Below are 18,073 nucleotides of genomic sequence, written 5' to 3'. Positions count from 1 at the left end.
GCTTCCTGTCAGAAAAGGTGCGAAGCCGATATTCAGGCTAGCGCACCAGAGAGAGCAGAGAATCCACGAGTTTATCAGCCTGCGGACGGGCGAGCGCGGCGTCAACCGGTAAATACCACCAGTCTGGATGCGCGAACGCACGGCACTTTACCGCATCTTTTTCCGTCATCACCAGCGTCTGCCCTTCGTTAATAAACGAAGCGACCTGCGCTTCGTTCAGTGCCTGATGATCGGCAAGGCTGATGGTTTTTACGGGTTGCACGCCCGCCTGCTCAAGCGTTGCGAAAAAACGCGGCGGATGACCGATACCCGCCATCGCAACGACTTGCGGCAGACTATCGACAGAACGCTTTTCACCCGTCAGCAGATTAATGGCAAGGCCTGGCTTAAGCGTCATCGCAATTTCGCTTTGATGCGCCTCACCGCCATTTGTAATAACCGCATCCACGCTGCGAAGCCTTCCTGCTCGCTCGCGCATCGGGCCTGCCGGCAACCACCAGCCATTGCCAAAGCGACGCACGCCATCAATTACGACAATCTCTTTGTCGCGGGCTAAAGCGTAGTGCTGGAGCCCATCATCCGTAATAATGAGTTGCAGCGGATGCTCGGCCAGGAGCGCTTTTACTGCATCGGCCCGTACCGGAGAAACTGCGACAGGCGCCCCCGTGCGCTGAAAGATAAGCACCGGTTCGTCGCCCGCTTCGGCGGTAGAGGTATGCGTGGTTAACAGCAGGGGATACTGTGCGGCTTTACCGCCATAGCCGCGCGACACCACGCCAACGCGCACGCCGCGCTGCTGTAACTGTTCCACCAGCCAGACGACGACCGGGGTTTTGCCATTGCCGCCCGCTGTCAGATTCCCCACTACCACTACCGGTACCGGCGCACGCCAGACGGTGCGTAGACCCAGCCGGTAACTTAACCGGATGAGGCCGCTCACCAGGCCATAGAGCAAGGAGAGCGGCAATAACAGCAGCCAGAGCGGCGACTGACCGGACCAGATACGTTCAATCATTCGCCGAACTGCATTTTGTGAAGTTGAGCGTAAACGCCGCCGTGAGACAGCAACGCCGCATGGTTGCCGCGTTCAACAATACGTCCATCTTCCACCACCACAATTTCATCAGCTTGTTCAATGGTAGAGAGGCGGTGCGCGATAACCAGCGAAGTACGGTTCTTTTGCAGTTCATCCAGCGCCGCCTGGATGGCGCGCTCAGACTCAGTATCCAGCGCGGAAGTCGCCTCATCCAGGATAAGGATTGGGCTATCGCGCAAAAGCGCCCGGGCAATCGCGATACGCTGGCGCTGCCCGCCAGACAGCAGTACGCCATTCTCACCGATAATTGTATCCAGGCCATTATCCATCTTATTGATGAAATCCATCGCATAGGCCATACGCGCTGCTTTTTCGATATCTTCACGGCTATACGCTTCCGTACGGGCGTAAGCGATATTATTTGCAATGGTATCGTTGAACAGATGCACGTTTTGCGAGACCAGCGCCACCTGATTACGTAATGAGGAGAGCGTATATTCACGCAGGTCATGCCCGTCCATCAGTATTTCGCCGTCATCAATATCGTAAAAACGGGTGATGAGACTGGCAATGGTGGATTTGCCAGAGCCGGAACGGCCAACGAGCGCCACGGTTTTCCCCGCCGGGATAGTCAGGTTGATATCGCGAAGCGCGGGGGTATCACGTCCAGGATAAGTGAAAGTGACATGGCGAAACTCCAGATCGCCTTTTGCACGCTCAATGACGCGCGTACCTTCATCTTTTTCTTGCTCGCTATCCAGAATGGCAAACAGCGTCTGGCAGGCAGCCATGCCGCGCTGGAACTGCGCGTTAACGTTCGTTAGCGATTTCAGCGGACGCATGAGCGCGATCATGGATGAGAAGACAACGGTGATGGTCCCTGCGGTCAACGTCTCCATCACGCTCGGGAAACTGGCGGCGTAAAGCACAAAGGCTAGCGCCAGCGAAGCGATAAGCTGGATCAGGGGGTCGGAAATGGAAGAGGCGGAAACCATTTTCATCCCCTGCAGGCGCATTTTGTTGCTGACTTTAGCGAAACGGTCGGCCTCTACCTCCTGACCGCCAAAAATCAGCACCTCTTTATGCCCTTTCAGCATCTGTTCAGCGCTGGTGGTGACTTGTCCCATCGTGTTTTGCATGTTTTTACTGATGCTGCGAAAACGCTTTGAAACAACGCGAATAGCAAAAGAAACGATAGGCGCCAGCACAATAAGGATGAGAGAAAGCTGCCAGCTGTAATAAAACATCATGATAAACAGGCCGATAATCGATGCGCCTTCACGCACAACGGTAATCAGCGCGCTGGATGACGAAGAGGCAACCTGTTCGGAATCGTAAGTAATGCGGGAGAGAAGCGTACCGGTAGACTGTTTATCGAAGAAAGCGACAGGCATACCCATCATGTGATTGAACAGGCGGCGGCGCATGGTCATTACCACTTTTCCCGACACCCATGAAATGCAATAGCTTGAAATATAACTGGTTATACCCCTCAGGAGCATTAATCCTATCACAACCAGCGGCATCCATAGCAGCACAGAGCGGTCTGTTTTGCCAAAACCTTCATCCAGCAACGGCTTGAGAAGCGACAGCATATAAGTATCGCTGGCGGCGTTGAGGATCAACGCCACCGCCGCCACTATCAACCCCGCTTTAAAAGGCGCGATAATGGGCCAGAGACGGCGGAAGGTCTGCCACGTGGAAAGATCTTTATCGTTATGCATTCATAAAACCAGCATTTGTTGAAATAGCCGCATATTCTACCTGTTATCCGCAGGTGCGCCAAACCACTGATGATACCAGCGGGGCAAAATTTGCTCACGTAACCCTTTTATTTGCCAGCCTTCTGGTGAAAAAATCACCGTTATCTGGCCCGATTGCGCCGTATCGTGCCATCGGTAGCCATGCCGGGCATAACGACGGGTTACTTTCACTGACGGCAGACGCCAGGCGTTATAACGTGATACAGAGGCCAGCGCCGCTTTCCCGTCAACCATAGACAACAGCGTGTCGCTGGAAGAGGTCCTGCTGCCGTGATGAGGCACTACCAACACTTCCGAACGCAGCGCCTGACGGTAGTTTTTTAGCATAGCCAACTCCGCCGGAGCTTCGATGTCTCCTGTCAGCAATACGCTGTTGCGCCCGTCGTCTATCTTCACGACACAAGAGCCGTTATTACCCGCCTGAACAGCCCCAGCCTGTGGCCAGTGCGCCGTAAAATGCAATCCTTCCCAGCGCCACGTTTCGCCGCGCCAGCAGGGCTGATGGCGGGCCCAACCCAGCGCGCTGCGAACCATGAGCTTAGGCCAGACGCGTAATACGCTTTCCAGCCCGCCGCGGTGATCAAGGTGTTCATGACTAAGAATAACGCCGTCGGGTTGGAGATTATGCCAGCGCAGCCAGGGAATGATGATCTGCTGGCCGCTGTCCCCGCCTGGCCAGCCGTTTCCCGTGTCATAGAGCATTGCTCTACCGTTGCGCTCAATGACAACTGCCAGGCCATGGCCTACGTCAAGCATGTGCAACGACCAGTCCGGCTTTTTTTGCACGCACCAGAGCGGCGCTGCGAGTAGAGCGATCGCGGCGACAGCGAGCAGCGGCGAGAAAAAATGAAAGCGCAAGCGCCAGAGTACAATGCAAAGCCAGGGCGTCAACGCCAGCCAACGGTAGCGCTCATCCACATCAAGCCATCCTTCGGGCAGCCAGCGCAAAAAGTTGAACAGTGCTTGTAATAGCGTATCGGTAAGCCGCCATATCCCCTGCTCAGCCCATTGCCAGCTGGTAAGATTTATCGCCATTCCCGTCAGGATAAGCGGTACGGCGATAAAGGTAATAACAGGGACAGCGACCAGGTTTGCAGCCAGCGACGTCAGGCTGATACCGTGAAAAAGTACAAGCTGAATGGGCATTAGCAGTAACGTAATGCCCCCTTGTAAATGCGCCAGTTCCAGCAGGAAACGCAACCAGGATCTGATTGGTTTTCGCGTGAAAGGCATCCACTGATACCAAAAGATAAGCGCAGCGACCGCAAAAGCCGATAACCACAGGCTTTCTGAAAGTATGGCGGTTGGTTCAATAAATAAAATGCCCGCCACACAACATAACCAAACTTGCCATGCGTTCCAGTTACGGCCGCTGAGGCGCAGCAGGCTCCAGATGAAAATGGCGACCAGCGTCCGTACGGCTGGTGGATTACTGCCTGCCAGCCATGTATAAACCGAAGCGCTGACCAGCAGCATGAGTAGCGGAAACCGATAGCCTATCCGATGCGCCGGCAAAAAAAGTTGCAGCAAACGCGCCAGTAACCAACCGAGCGACCCGGCAAGACCGATATGCAACCCCGATATCGCCATCAAATGTGCGGTTCCGGTATTACGCAGCAGTATTTTAACTTCCGGGCCGAGCGTGAGGCGCTCGCCAAACCCCAGCGCGAGGATAACGTCCCGCCATACATACGAAGTAAGCGAAGCGCTTACGGAAGCGATATATCTCGCTCGTAAGCTACAGTCCCCACTGATAATTTGCGCATCAATGATGCGGCCAGTAAGTGGTAAACGTTGCGCCAGCGCGTAGCGTTGATTATCAAAGCCGCCTTCGTTTAACTGACCGTGCACCGGGCGCAACCGCAACGTCATCCGCATCCGCTGCCCGGCGCAGGCTTGTTCAGGCAGATAACTTCCGCGCAGCATTACGCCTACAGATGGAAAAATCCATCGGTTATTCAGTTTGTTAATAGCTACCTGATGCTCTGTTGCGCCATCGGTACGGATAACAACAGCCTCTACACGCTGGTTGCCAGCCAAAAGCGAACTGAAAGGCCAGACGAGTTCTCTGGCAGACAGAACCGCCCAACAGAAAAACAGCGTGATAAAGGCGGTGAATTTCATTCTGCCGGGCAACCAGCGACAGCCGATGCATGCCAGTAACGCCCCGGTAATAGCTATCCCTTCGGCAGGTAGCGCAGGAAGAAACAGTAACGGTAGCGTTCCAAGTATCACGCACACGCACAGTGCAGGAAGAGCAATCATGACGACCTCCTTATCTGCAGGCAGTCTGATTGAGTGGTGAGAAAATGTCAGCGAGCAAAAAGCAAGTCTGCGTGATATCGCGAGAGGTTATGGCGCTGTTGCAATGGTTGCGTTAAAAGCTGCGGCTTCGCTCCTGTATAAGCGCAGCGCAAAAAAAATCGGCACCCTGAGGTGCCGATTCTTATTGTTTAAGCCTTAGGCTTAACCATAAATATTGGCGCGGTCACGCAACTCTTTGCCTGGTTTAAAGTGCGGAACGTATTTACCTTCCAGTTCCACTTTATCGCCAGTTTTTGGGTTACGCCCGGTGCGAGGAGCGCGATAGTGTAAGGAGAAGCTGCCGAAACCCCGGATTTCAATACGCTCGCCCTGTGCGAGAGTAGAGGCCATATGTTCCAGCATCTCTTTTACTGCATCTTCCACCGCTTTCGCCGGGATATGGGAGTGCTGGCTTGCAAGTCTTTCTATGAGTTCTGACTTGGTCATGTTTCCTCCGGTTTTCTTCCATTACGGAAAATTATTACAGCTATCATCGAACAAGGGCGGCCGAAGCCGCCCTGATTTAGCGCCCGGACGATTACTCGCCTTTAGCTGCTTTGAACGCTTCAGCCATAGCGTTGGAGAAGTTGCCGTCTTCCTGCTTGTTAACAGAAGCGATTGCATCTTTCTCTTCAGCTTCGTCTTTCGCACGAACAGACAGGCTTACTACGCGGTTCTTACGGTCAACGCCAGTGAATTTAGCTTCCACTTCGTCGCCTACGTTCAGAACCAGAGTAGCGTCTTCTACGCGATCGCGGGAAGCTTCAGAAGCGCGCAGGTAACCTTCAACGCCGTCTGCTAATTCAACTGTAGCACCTTTCGCGTCAACTGCCGTTACTTTACCAGTAACGATAGCGCCTTTCTTGTTCAGCGCAACGTAGTTGTTGAACGGATCTTCAGCGAGCTGTTTAACGCCCAGGGAGATACGCTCACGCTCTGCGTCAACCTGCAGAACAACGGCTGCGATTTCGTCGCCTTTTTTGTATTCACGAACTGCTTCTTCGCCTGCAACGTTCCAGGAGATGTCAGACAGGTGAACCAGGCCGTCGATACCGCCGTCCAGGCCGATGAAGATACCGAAGTCAGTGATAGACTTGATTTTACCTTCAACGCGGTCGCCTTTGTTGTGGGTCTCAGCAAACTGCTGCCACGGGTTAGCTTTGCACTGCTTCAGGCCCAGGGAGATACGACGACGTTCTTCGTCGATATCCAGAACCATAACTTCCACTACATCGCCCACGTTAACAACTTTGGACGGATGGATGTTTTTGTTGGTCCAGTCCATTTCGGAAACGTGTACCAGGCCTTCAACGCCTTCTTCGATCTCAACGAAGCAGCCGTAGTCGGTCAGGTTGGTCACGCGGCCAGTCAGCTTGGTGCCTTCCGGGTAACGCTTAGCGATAGCAACCCACGGATCTTCGCCCAGCTGCTTCAGACCCAGGGAAACACGGGTACGCTCGCGGTCGAACTTCAGCACTTTAACAGTGATTTCGTCGCCCACGTTGACGATTTCGCTCGGATGCTTAACGCGTTTCCAGGCCATATCAGTGATGTGCAGCAGGCCGTCAACGCCGCCCAGATCAACGAATGCACCGTAGTCAGTGAGGTTCTTAACGATACCTTTAACTTCCATGCCTTCCTGCAGGTTTTCCAGCAGCTGATCGCGCTCTGCGCTGTTTTCAGATTCGATAACGGCACGACGGGAAACCACAACGTTGTTGCGCTTCTGGTCCAGCTTGATAACTTTGAACTCAAGCTCTTTGCCTTCGAGGTGCAGGGTGTCACGAACCGGACGCACGTCTACCAGGGAACCCGGCAGGAACGCACGAATACCGTTCAGCTCAACAGTGAAGCCGCCCTTGACTTTGCCATTGATAACACCAGTAACGGTTGCAGCTTCTTCGTAAGCTTTTTCCAGCATCAGCCATGCTTCGTGACGTTTTGCTTTTTCACGAGACAGCAGGGTTTCGCCGAAACCGTCTTCTACTGCATCCAGAGCAACGTCAACTTCGTCACCAACCTGGATTTCAATTTCGCCCTGAGCGTTTTTGAACTGCTCTGCCGGAATGGCGGACTCAGATTTCAGACCAGCGTCAACCAGTACTACATCTTTGTCGATAGCAACAACAACGCCGCGAACGATAGAACCCGGGCGGGTTTCGATTTCTTTCAGGGATTCTTCAAAAAGTTGAGCAAAAGATTCAGTCATGTTTAATCTTCAGAGTTTAAATTAACGTCCACCTGGCTTCATGCTGGATGGGGTTGTTTCACATACCCGCTGTCAGTCCATTGCAACGGGGGTACTGCAAATTCTGTCGCTTTACTTCGCGAGCGCCAGCTTTTCGCGGGCGTAATCAAGCGCCTTTTCAATGACTTGCTCAATGCTCAGGCGGGTAGAATCCAGCACTAACGCATCTTCAGCAGGCACCAACGGCGCCACCGGCCGGTTACGATCGCGTTCATCGCGCTCTTTTATCTCGGCCAAAAGGCGTTCAAAGTTAACACTAAACCCCTTTTCCTGCAACTGCAGCATACGGCGGTGCGCGCGCTCTTCCGAAGAGGCGTCGAGGAAAATTTTTACTGGCGCATCAGGGAATACCACCGTTCCCATGTCGCGTCCGTCGGCGATAAGGCCAGGGTTTTCACGAAAAGCGCGCTGGCGCCGCAACAGCGCTTCGCGTACGCGTGGGAAAGCGGCGACTTGCGAAGCGGCGTTCGCCACTTCCTGAGTGCGAATTTCGCCACTAACGTCTTCTCCCTCGAGGATAACTTCCAGCTCGCCGTCTTGCGCGATAAAACGCACATCCAGATGGGCAGCCAGCGGAACCAGAGCCTCTTCGGAAGTAACGTCGACATGATGGTGCAATGCCGCCAGCGCCAGAACGCGATAAATCGCGCCTGAATCCAGCAGATGCCACTGCAAGGCTTCAGCCATAGCTTTACACAGCGTGCCCTTACCAGCGCCACTTGGGCCATCAATGGTGATTACCGGGGCGGATGCCGTCATCTTTTTCTCCTTCAATAAATGGCAGGCCTGCAACGTGAACGGCGCGCATTATACGCCGCTGCGCAACAGACTGTTATCTTTGCGACAAAATATCGTCGTTAGTGAGGCTGAGTGTAGAAGAATTGGACAATGGCGATGTAAGGATATGTTATGAAAAAACCGCATCGCAGGATGCGGTTTTTATACTGTTAGCCTGTTCAGGCTGGCGTGCTGATGCGAGCAAGCTGATCGAAATAATCGGGGAACGTTTTCGCCGTGCATTTCGGATCGAGAATAGTCACAGGCGTGTCTGAGAGCGCCACCAGCGAAAAACACATCGCCATACGATGATCGTTATAAGTGCCGATTTCTGCAGCCTGAAGCGTTGCCGGCGGAGTGACGCTGATGTAATCATGCCCCTCCTCCACCACTGCGCCCACTTTACGCAACTCAGTCGCCATGGCCGCCAGGCGGTCCGTCTCTTTGACGCGCCAGTTATAAATGTTGCGCAGCGTTGTGGTGCCTTTAGCGAACAGCGCGGCCGTGGCAATGGTCATCGCCGCATCCGGAATGTGGTTCATATCCATATCGATAGCATTCAGTTCGCCGCGGCTGCAGGCGATGTAATCGTCGCCCCAGGTAATTTTAGCGCCCATCTTTTCCAGCACGTCGGCAAAACGAATATCACCCTGCACGCTGTTGCGCCCAATGCCGGTCACCTTCACCGTGCCGCCTTTAATCGCCGCTGCCGCAAGGAAATAAGAAGCCGAAGACGCATCGCCCTCTACCAGATAATCGCCCGGCGACTGATAGTGCTGGCTGCCGCGCACAACAAATCGCTGATAGCCCTGGTTTTCAACCTCGACGCCGAAAGTTTTCATCAGGTGCAGCGTAATGTCGATGTAAGGTTTCGAAACCAGATCGCCTTTAATAGTGATAGTGGTGTCATTCGTCGCCAGCGGAGCCGTCATTAAAAGCGCAGTCAGGAACTGGCTGGAAACAGAGCCGTCCACCTCCACCTGCCCGCCATCGAATCCGCCGCGCAGTCGCAGCGGAGGATAATTTTCTTGCTCCAGATACTCAATTTGCGCGCCGCCCTGACGCAGCGCGTCAACTAAATGGCCAATCGGACGCTCTTTCATGCGAGGCTCGCCAGTCAACACGACGTTATTGGCGCCAAGGCAAAGCGCAGCGGCAAGAGGACGCATGGCGGTCCCGGCGTTCCCAAGAAACAGCTCAAGCTCCCCTTCAGCCTTCAGTACGCCGCCCTGCCCCGTCACTTCACAGCGAGTACGATCCTCAGAGAGGGTATAAGCCACACCCAGCGCGTTGAGCGCATTGAGCATATGACGGACGTCATCGCTGTCCAGCAGGTTGGTTAACACTGTAGTGCCCTGCGCCAGCGCCGCCAGCAGCAAAGCGCGGTTAGAGACGCTCTTCGAGCCGGGAAGATTGATAGCGCCATCCACCAGCGCGATGGGTTGTAAGGTCAGGGATTCCTGCATGCGTTGCAAACTCTCACTAAAATCAGAATAAAAACCCCGCGGTTAGCCGCGGGGAAGAAGTAAAAGGCAAGGATTAACCGTGACGGCGTTCGAAATCAACCATGAAATCCGTCAGAGCCTGAACGCCTGCCAGCGGCATGGCGTTATAGATAGAGGCGCGCATCCCCCCCACCACGCGATGACCTTTAAGCGCGTGCAGACCGGCTGCGAAAGACTCTTCGAGGAAGACTTTATCCAGCGCACTGTCGGCAAGCTGGAACGGCACGTTCATGCGAGAGCGGTTTGCAGGCGACACATCGTTGCGATAGAAATCGCTCTTATCAATCACGCCATAGAGCAGATCTGCTTTCTGCTGATTAATCTGGTCGATAGCCGCTACGCCGCCTTGGTTCTTCAGCCATTTAAATACCAGGCCCGCCAGATACCAGGCGAAAGTCGGCGGCGTATTGAACATGGAGTCGTTGTCGTTCAGCACGGTGTAATCAAGGATTGACGGGCAGGCATTATGCGCTTTACCCAGCAAGTCCTCACGCACCACCACCAGCGTAAGGCCCGCCGGGCCAATATTTTTCTGCGCGCCCGCGTAAATAACGCCATAACGGCTGACATCCAGCGGACGAGAAAGGATAGTAGAGGAGAAATCCGCCGCCACGATCGCATCGCCAAAATCGGGCGTTTCTTCAATGGCGATGCCGTCAATGGTTTCGTTCGGACAGTAATGCAGGTAGGCCGCATTGTCAGAAAGCTGCCATTCACGCATCGGCTTAATAGCGCGCAAACCGTCAACGGTGACTTTGGCGTCAATCACGTTCGGCGTGCAATATTTTTTCGCTTCTTTGACCGCGCTCGCCGCCCAGTAACCGCCGTCAACGTAATCCGCCGAGGTTTTGTCGCCAAGCAAGTTTAACGGCACGCCGGCAAACTGACCGCGACCGCCGCCATGGCAGAATAAAACTTTATAGTTAGAGGGAATTTGCAGCAGATCGCGAAAATCTTGCTCCGCCTCTTCCGCCACTCCGATAAACTCTTTACCACGGTGGCTGATTTCCATCACCGACGTACCTAAACCCTGCCAGTCGACCAGCTCCTGTTGAGCCTGTTTAAGCACTTCAGCCGGTAACATTGCCGGACCAGAACTAAAATTGTAGACCTGACTCATTTTCCCTCACCACATATAAAGCAATACGTTTTTCCTGTGGATATCGGTTTTATCATTCAGGCGCTGGCGCTGCAATGGGTAATCCTGGGCGGTCGATGAATGTGCGCTAAATCACACAACAGATTCCTCCGGCGCAGTGAAGGATAACGGATAAATCCGCTGTCAGGTCACGCGTGTAGCGGTGCTCGCTTTAACCCACGCGTGATGTTTACAACGCGGGCAAGGCTTGCGGTCACCAGCACTGAATTCCATGACCTCACTGCAATTCATGCAGGCGTAATAGCCCGCCTCCGGGATAACGACAAACCGCTCGCGACAATAACTCGGAAGAATAGAGAGTCCAGGGCGCACCTCTTCATCGGGGTAGAAATAAACGCTTATCTGGCCGTTGGTTTCAAGAATAGCGAGCCGGACCTGACCTAAATGTTCAACGCCCCGCAGGCGCAACTCCATAAAAAACTCAAATTCCGTCATGTTTTCATGTTTGAGCTTTTCCCAGGCCAGCTCCCCCTCTTCGATGATGTTGCGCGGTTTTCCCTCAAGCAAATCTTCCATTTTTTCGCTGTGCGCCATCAGCCACATCGCCAGGCGATAAAGCAGGGCCAACGTGACGAAGACCACAAAAACCGGCACCATCGGCACATCATCATAAAACGCCACGTCGCCTGCCGCCGAGCCAAGCGTCAGGATGATTAACACTTCGAACAGCGACATCTGGCGCACGCCGCGCCGTCCGGTAAGCTTGAGAAAGATAAAAACCAATATAAAGGTATAGAGGCTGCGCAGCGCTACCTCGCCTAAAAATTCCAGCGGGGCTTTGTCCAGCGCCATTCGATGCAAGTCAAAAGCTTTCATATTTTATTGCCATAACAGTAAGTTACTTTAACCAAGCATAGCGCGAAGATTTATTTTTGCCTGCCTGCGGCCTGCGATAGCGCAAGTAAGGTAAAACCCGTATCATTGCGCGCTTTGCGTACGATAAAAGTGGATCCCATGACTCAAACCTTCATTCCCGGCAAAGACGCCGCTCTGGAAGACTCCATCGCTCGCTTCCAGCAAAAACTCACCGATCTCGGTTTTAATATCGAAGAAGCTTCGTGGCTCAATCCGGTGCCGAACGTCTGGTCTGTGCATATTCGCGATAAAGATTGCGCGCTGTGCTTCACCAACGGTAAAGGTGCGACAAAAAAAGCGGCGCTCGCTTCCGCGCTTGGCGAGTACTTCGAACGTCTCTCCACTAACTACTTTTTTGCGGACTTTTGGCTGGGCGACACTATCGCCAACGGCCCGTTCGTGCATTACCCGAACGAAAAATGGTTCGCCATTCCGCAGGACGACAGTCTGCCAGATGGAATACTGGACGCGCGCCTGCGTGATTTTTACGATCCGGAGAACGAACTGACCGCCAGCATGTTGGTGGATTTGCAGTCGGGTAATGAAGAGCGCGGGATTTGCGCCCTGCCTTTTACGCGCCAGTCCGATGAAGAGACCGTCTATATTCCGATGAATATCGTGGGCAATCTTTATGTGTCTAACGGTATGTCGGCAGGCAACACGCGTAACGAAGCGCGCGTACAGGGACTTTCAGAAGTCTTCGAACGCCATATCAAAAACCGCATTATCGCCGAGAGCATCAGCCTGCCGGAAATTCCTGCCGAGGTGCTGGCGCGCTATCCGGGCGTGGTTGCAGCGATAGAAAAATTAGAAGCTGAAGGCTTCCCGATTTTCGCCTACGACGGCTCGCTGGGCGGCCAGTATCCGGTTATCTGCGTCGTGCTGTTTAACCCGGCTAACGGTACTTGTTTCGCCTCTTTCGGCGCGCATCCTGATTTCGGCGTGGCGCTTGAGCGTACCGTAACCGAGCTGCTGCAAGGCCGCAGCCTCAAGGATCTGGATGTCTTTACACCGCCGACATTTGATGATGAAGAAGTCGCTGAACACGCTAACCTCGAGACGCACTTCATCGACTCCAGCGGCCTGATTTCCTGGGATATGTTCAAGCAGGATGCCGATTATCCGTTCGTTGACTGGAGCTTCGCCGGCACCACCGAAGAAGAATTCGCCACCCTGATGGCCATTTTCCAGGCGGAAGACAAAGAAGTTTATATTGCCGATTACGAGCACCTTGACGTTTACGCTTGTCGTATCCTCGTACCGGGCATGTCTGACATCTACCCTGCGGAAGATTTGCTGCTCGCTAATAACAGCATGGGCGCTCACTTGCGCGAAACATTGCTCGCCCTGCCAGGCAGCGAGTGGGATAAAGAAGACTATCTGAACCTGATTGCGCAGCTTGATGAAGAAGGCCATGACGATTTTACTCGCGTGCGTGAGCTGCTGGGCCTGGCGACCGGCAAAGACAACGGGTGGTACACGTTGCGTATCGGGGAACTGAAAGCGATGCTGGCGCTGGCGGGCGGCGATATGGATCAGGCGCTGATCTGGACTGAGTGGACTATGGAGTTCAACGCCTCTGTCTTTACCGCCGAGCGCGCTAACTACTATCGTTGCCTGCAAACTCTGTTGCTGTTGACGCAGGAAGAAGAGCGTGAGCCGCTTCAGTATCTGCATGCCTTTGAACGTATGTACGGTAAAGAGGCTGTCGAAGCGGCCAGCGCGGCGATAAGCGGCGAAGCGCCTTTTTATGGCCTGCAGCCTGTTGACGCCGATTTGCAGGCTTTCCCTGCGCATCAGGCGCTGCTCGCCGCTTATGAAAAATTACAGCGCGCTAAAGCCTCTTACTGGAACGTTAATTGATATAACGCATATCTATAATGCTTTCATAAGCGTATGTTTAATTAATAAGACGGGGCAATTTTATTGCCCCGTTTTTTATTCTTATTGAAATTAATTCCAATGTAATTGTTAAGTTAAATTAAGGTAAAAAATTAATTTAACTCAAGTGCTCCTTGTTACCTTTTTTCGTCAATACTACATATTGATTAACGATTCCAAAGGAGGCTGCAGTATATAATTCAACACTTATAATAATTTTTAAAATATATTTTTATCAGGATAATCAATTAGTTAAGCTGAAAATAGCCTATTCCCATGCTGTTTTCAGGCCTATAAACCTGGCGAGTTATGATCCACATCAAATTTTACTCTATAATGCTTTGTTAGTATCTCCTCGCCGACTGAATAAAGAGAGAGTTAGTGTGAAAGCTGACAACCCTTTTGATCTATTACTTCCAGCTGCGATGGCGAAAGTTGCCGAGGAGGCTGGTGTCTATAAAGCAACGAAACATCCGCTGAAAACCTTTTATCTGGCGATAACGGCAGGTGTCTTCATCTCTATCGCTTTTGTTTTCTATATCACCGCTACGACAGGCGCCGCCACGATGCCCTTTGGCATGGCGAAACTTATCGGCGGCATTTGTTTCTCACTTGGCTTAATTCTTTGTGTTATTTGCGGCGCCGATCTCTTTACCTCGACCGTTTTAATCGTGGTAGCGAAAGCCAGCGGCCGCATTACCTGGGGTCAACTGGCGCGCAACTGGTTAAACGTCTATATCGGCAACCTGATCGGAGCGCTTCTCTTTGTTCTTCTTATGTGGCTGTCGGGCGAATACATGACCGCTAACGGCGCGTGGGGACTTAATGTCCTGCAGACGGCAGACCACAAATTGCATCACACTTTTATTGAGGCTGTGAGCCTCGGTATCCTGGCGAACCTGATGGTCTGCCTGGCGGTCTGGATGAGCTATTCCGGTCGCAGCCTCGTGGATAAAGCTTTCATTATGATTTTGCCGGTTGCCATGTTTGTTGCCAGCGGCTTCGAACACAGTATCGCGAATATGTTTATGATCCCGATGGGCATCATTATTCGTGATTTCGCCAGCCCGGAATTCTGGACCGCCGTCGGTTCGTCTCCGGACCAATTTTCTCATCTGACTATTGTAAATTTCATCGTTGATAACCTGATTCCGGTGACAATCGGTAATATTATCGGTGGTGGTTTATTAGTCGGATTGACGTACTGGGTCATTTATCTGCGTGGCGACGACCATCATTAATAGTCATTCCAGGCAGTAAATAAAAAATCCACTTAAGAAGGTAGGTGTAACATGTCCGAGCTTAATGAAAAGTTAGCCACAGCCTGGGAAGGTTTTGCTAAAGGCGACTGGCAGAATGAAGTTAACGTACGTGACTTCATCCAGAAAAACTACACTCCGTACGAGGGTGATGAATCCTTCCTGGCAGGTGCAACTGATGCAACTACCAAGCTGTGGGACAGCGTAATGGAAGGCGTCAAACTGGAAAACCGCACTCACGCGCCAGTTGACTTCGATACCTCTGTCGCCTCCACCATCACTTCTCATGACGCGGGCTATATCAACAAAGCCCTCGAGAAAATTGTCGGTTTGCAGACCGAAGCGCCGCTTAAACGCGCCATCATTCCGTTCGGCGGTATCAAAATGGTGGAAGGTTCCTGCAAAGCGTACAACCGCGAGCTGGATCCGGCACTGAAGAAAATTTTCACCGAATACCGTAAAACCCATAACCAGGGCGTATTCGACGTTTACACACCGGATATCCTGCGCTGCCGTAAATCTGGCGTGCTGACCGGTCTGCCGGATGCTTATGGCCGCGGCCGCATCATTGGCGACTACCGTCGCGTCGCGCTGTACGGTATCGACTACCTGATGAAAGACAAATTCGCACAATTTGCTTCTCTGCAGCAGGATCTGGAAAACGGTGTAAACCTTGAAGCCACCATTCGTCTGCGTGAAGAAATTGCTGAACAGCATCGCGCTCTGGGCCAGATCAAAGAGATGGCGGCGAAATATGGTTGCGATATCTCCGGTCCGGCAACTAACGCGCAAGAAGCAGTACAGTGGACTTACTTCGGCTATCTGGCGGCGGTAAAATCTCAGAACGGTGCGGCAATGTCCTTTGGTCGTGTCTCCACCTTCCTGGACGTTTACATTGAGCGCGACCTGAAAGCAGGCAAAATCACCGAGCAAGACGCTCAGGAAATGATTGACCACCTGGTCATGAAACTGCGTATGGTTCGCTTCCTGCGTACTCCGGAATATGACGAGCTGTTCTCAGGCGACCCGATCTGGGCTACGGAATCTATCGGCGGTATGGGCGTTGATGGCCGTACTCTGGTAACAAAAAACAGCTTCCGCTTCCTGAACACCCTTTACACCATGGGGCCGTCTCCGGAACCGAACATCACTATCCTGTGGTCTGAAAAACTGCCGCTGAATTTCAAAAAATTCGCTGCGAAAGTCTCCATCGACACCTCTTCTCTGCAGTATGAGAACGATGATCTGATGCGTCCGGACTTCAACAACGATGACTACGCTATCGCTTGCTGCGTAAGCCCGATGGTGGTTGGTAAGCAAATGCAGTTCTTCGGCGCGCGTGCAAACCTCGCTAAAACCATGCTCTATGCAATTAACGGCGGCGTGGATGAAAAACTGAAAATGCAGGTTGGCCCGAAATCAGAACCGATCAAAGGCGATGTACTGAACTTCGACGAAGTGATGGAGCGTATGGATCACTTCATGGACTGGCTGGCTAAACAGTACGTTACTGCGCTGAACATCATTCACTACATGCATGATAAGTACAGCTACGAAGCATCGCTGATGGCTCTGCATGACCGTGATGTTATCCGCACCATGGCTTGTGGCATCGCAGGTCTGTCGGTTGCGGCTGACTCCCTGTCCGCTATCAAATATGCGAAAGTGAAACCGGTTCGCGACGCCGATGGCCTGGCTGTGGACTTTGAGATCGAAGGCGAATACCCGCAGTTCGGTAACAACGACGCTCGCGTGGATGACCTGGCGGTTGACCTGGTAGAACGTTTCATGAAGAAAATTCAGAAACTTAATACTTACCGCAACGCTATCCCGACTCAGTCTGTTCTGACCATCACCTCTAACGTGGTATATGGTAAGAAAACCGGTAACACCCCAGATGGCCGCCGCGCCGGGGCGCCGTTCGGACCGGGTGCGAACCCGATGCACGGCCGTGACCAGAAGGGTGCTGTCGCCTCTCTGACGTCCGTTGCTAAACTGCCGTTCGCTTACGCGAAAGATGGTATTTCTTACACCTTCTCAATCGTGCCGAATGCGCTGGGTAAAGATGATGAAGTGCGTAAGACTAACCTGGCGGGCCTGATGGATGGTTACTTCCACCACGAGTCCTCTATCGAAGGTGGTCAGCACCTCAACGTTAACGTTATGAACCGCGATATGCTGCTGGATGCGATGGAGCACCCGGAAAAATATCCGCAGCTCACTATCCGCGTATCCGGTTATGCTGTGCGCTTTAACTCTCTGACTAAAGAGCAGCAGCAGGACGTTATTACCCGTACTTTCACTCAGACTATGTAATTTAAGGTTTGACTGAAAAAGCGTACAATGAAGGCTCCACCTTTGTGGGGCCTTTCTTATACCTCCCCCGCTCCCTGCGAGCCGTTTTTGCAGATCGCTATTCTATAATTTAGTTATCTGGCAAAAGAGACTCGACGCGGCAACGAGACCGCGATCACAAGGCCCGTAATCGGGGCCAGAACTGGAGAAACACCGCAATGTCAGTAAATGGTCGCATTCACTCCTTTGAATCCTGTGGCACCGTCGACGGCCCGGGCATCCGCTTTATTACCTTCTTTCAGGGCTGTCTGATGCGTTGCCTTTACTGTCACAACCGGGATACCTGGGACACCCATGGTGGTAAAGAAGTGACAGTTGAAGAACTGATGAAAGAGGTTGTGACTTATCGTCATTTTATGAACGCATCTGGCGGCGGCGTTACTGCATCCGGCGGTGAAGCGATTTTACAGGCGGAGTTTGTACGCGACTGGTTCCGTGCCTGCAAGCAGGAAGGCATTCATACTTGCCTTGATACTAACGGGTTTGTTCGTCGTTACGATCCGGTAATAGACGAGCTGCTTGAAGTTACCGATCTGGTGATGCTCGATCTCAAACAAATGAACGATGAGATCCACCAGAACCTCGTAGGCGTTTCCAATCACCGTACCCTGGAATTTGCCCGCTATATTGCCAACAAAGGGATTAAAACCTGGATTCGCTACGTCGTGGTGCCGGGCTGGTCAGATGATGATGATTCAGCGCATCGCCTTGGCGAGTTTACCCGTGATATGGGCAATATTGAAAAAATCGAGCTATTGCCCTATCACGAATTAGGTAAACACAAGTGGGTCGCTATGGGGGAAGAATACAAGCTGGATGGCGTTAAGCCGCCCAAAAAAGAGACCATGGAGCGTGTCAAAGGCATCCTTGAGCAGTACGGTCATAAGGTCATGTACTAAGCTTGTTAACAGTAAAACGCCCGCGATTGCGG

The 18,073-nt window shown here is 52.6% G+C and carries 13 protein-coding genes; 4 read left to right on the top strand and 9 right to left on the bottom strand.

What is annotated here, in order from left to right:
* Positions 1-37: 37 nt before the first annotated feature.
* The 9 genes from lpxK to MT962_RS03555 form a co-directional block, all read right to left on the bottom strand.
* Positions 38-1,015 (bottom strand): tetraacyldisaccharide 4'-kinase, encoded by a 978-nt coding sequence (gene lpxK, locus MT962_RS03595; RefSeq protein WP_048888409.1) that lies wholly within the window; start codon positions 1,013-1,015, stop codon positions 38-40.
* The gene (msbA, locus tag MT962_RS03590; RefSeq protein ID WP_024556998.1) at positions 1,012-2,760 is read right to left on the bottom strand and encodes a lipid A ABC transporter ATP-binding protein/permease MsbA; all 1,749 of its coding nucleotides are present in this window, start codon (positions 2,758-2,760) and stop codon (positions 1,012-1,014) included. Before msbA ends, lpxK begins: the two co-directional genes overlap by 4 nt.
* 36 nt (positions 2,761-2,796) lie before the next feature.
* Positions 2,797-5,064, bottom strand: a complete 2,268-nt coding sequence (locus tag MT962_RS03585) for a ComEC family protein (RefSeq protein WP_247364592.1) — start codon at positions 5,062-5,064, stop codon at positions 2,797-2,799.
* A gap of 201 nt (positions 5,065-5,265) precedes the next feature.
* Positions 5,266-5,550, bottom strand: coding sequence for an integration host factor subunit beta (ihfB, locus tag MT962_RS03580; protein WP_004387353.1), 285 nt, complete (start codon positions 5,548-5,550; stop codon positions 5,266-5,268).
* Positions 5,551-5,641: 91 nt separating this feature from the next.
* Positions 5,642-7,312, bottom strand: coding sequence for a 30S ribosomal protein S1 (gene rpsA / locus MT962_RS03575; protein ID WP_024557000.1), 1,671 nt, complete (start codon positions 7,310-7,312; stop codon positions 5,642-5,644).
* Positions 7,313-7,423: 111 nt separating this feature from the next.
* Positions 7,424-8,110 carry a (d)CMP kinase gene (gene cmk, locus MT962_RS03570; RefSeq protein WP_024557001.1) on the bottom strand — a complete coding sequence of 229 codons (687 nt, stop codon included), beginning with the start codon at positions 8,108-8,110 and terminating at the stop codon, positions 7,424-7,426.
* A gap of 197 nt (positions 8,111-8,307) precedes the next feature.
* Positions 8,308-9,594, bottom strand: a complete 1,287-nt coding sequence (gene aroA, locus MT962_RS03565) for a 3-phosphoshikimate 1-carboxyvinyltransferase (RefSeq protein WP_024557002.1) — start codon at positions 9,592-9,594, stop codon at positions 8,308-8,310.
* Between the two features lie 73 nt (positions 9,595-9,667).
* Positions 9,668-10,753 (bottom strand): 3-phosphoserine/phosphohydroxythreonine transaminase, encoded by a 1,086-nt coding sequence (gene serC / locus MT962_RS03560; protein ID WP_024561471.1) that lies wholly within the window; start codon positions 10,751-10,753, stop codon positions 9,668-9,670.
* A 162-nt stretch (positions 10,754-10,915) separates the two neighbouring features.
* Entirely contained in the window at positions 10,916-11,608 is a 693-nt protein-coding gene (locus MT962_RS03555) for a DUF421 domain-containing protein (protein ID WP_024557004.1), read from the bottom strand.
* A 138-nt stretch (positions 11,609-11,746) separates the two neighbouring features.
* On the opposite strand from MT962_RS03555, the gene ycaO reads away from it, so the two are divergent.
* From ycaO to pflA, 4 genes are all read left to right on the top strand, one after another.
* Entirely contained in the window at positions 11,747-13,510 is a 1,764-nt protein-coding gene (ycaO, locus tag MT962_RS03550; protein WP_034882029.1) for a 30S ribosomal protein S12 methylthiotransferase accessory factor YcaO, read from the top strand.
* Between the two features lie 401 nt (positions 13,511-13,911).
* Entirely contained in the window at positions 13,912-14,769 is an 858-nt protein-coding gene (gene focA, locus MT962_RS03545; protein WP_024557006.1) for a formate transporter FocA, read from the top strand.
* Between the two features lie 51 nt (positions 14,770-14,820).
* Positions 14,821-17,103, top strand: a complete 2,283-nt coding sequence (gene pflB / locus MT962_RS03540; protein WP_024557007.1) for a formate C-acetyltransferase — start codon at positions 14,821-14,823, stop codon at positions 17,101-17,103.
* A gap of 197 nt (positions 17,104-17,300) precedes the next feature.
* Positions 17,301-18,041 (top strand): pyruvate formate lyase 1-activating protein, encoded by a 741-nt coding sequence (gene pflA, locus MT962_RS03535; protein ID WP_024557008.1) that lies wholly within the window; start codon positions 17,301-17,303, stop codon positions 18,039-18,041.
* Positions 18,042-18,073: the final 32 nt, after the last annotated feature.

It is taken from the genome of Franconibacter sp. IITDAS19 (genome assembly GCF_023079515.1).
Lineage (GTDB): Bacteria > Pseudomonadota > Gammaproteobacteria > Enterobacterales > Enterobacteriaceae > Franconibacter > Franconibacter pulveris.
This window is presented reverse-complemented; position numbering and strand designations above follow the sequence as displayed.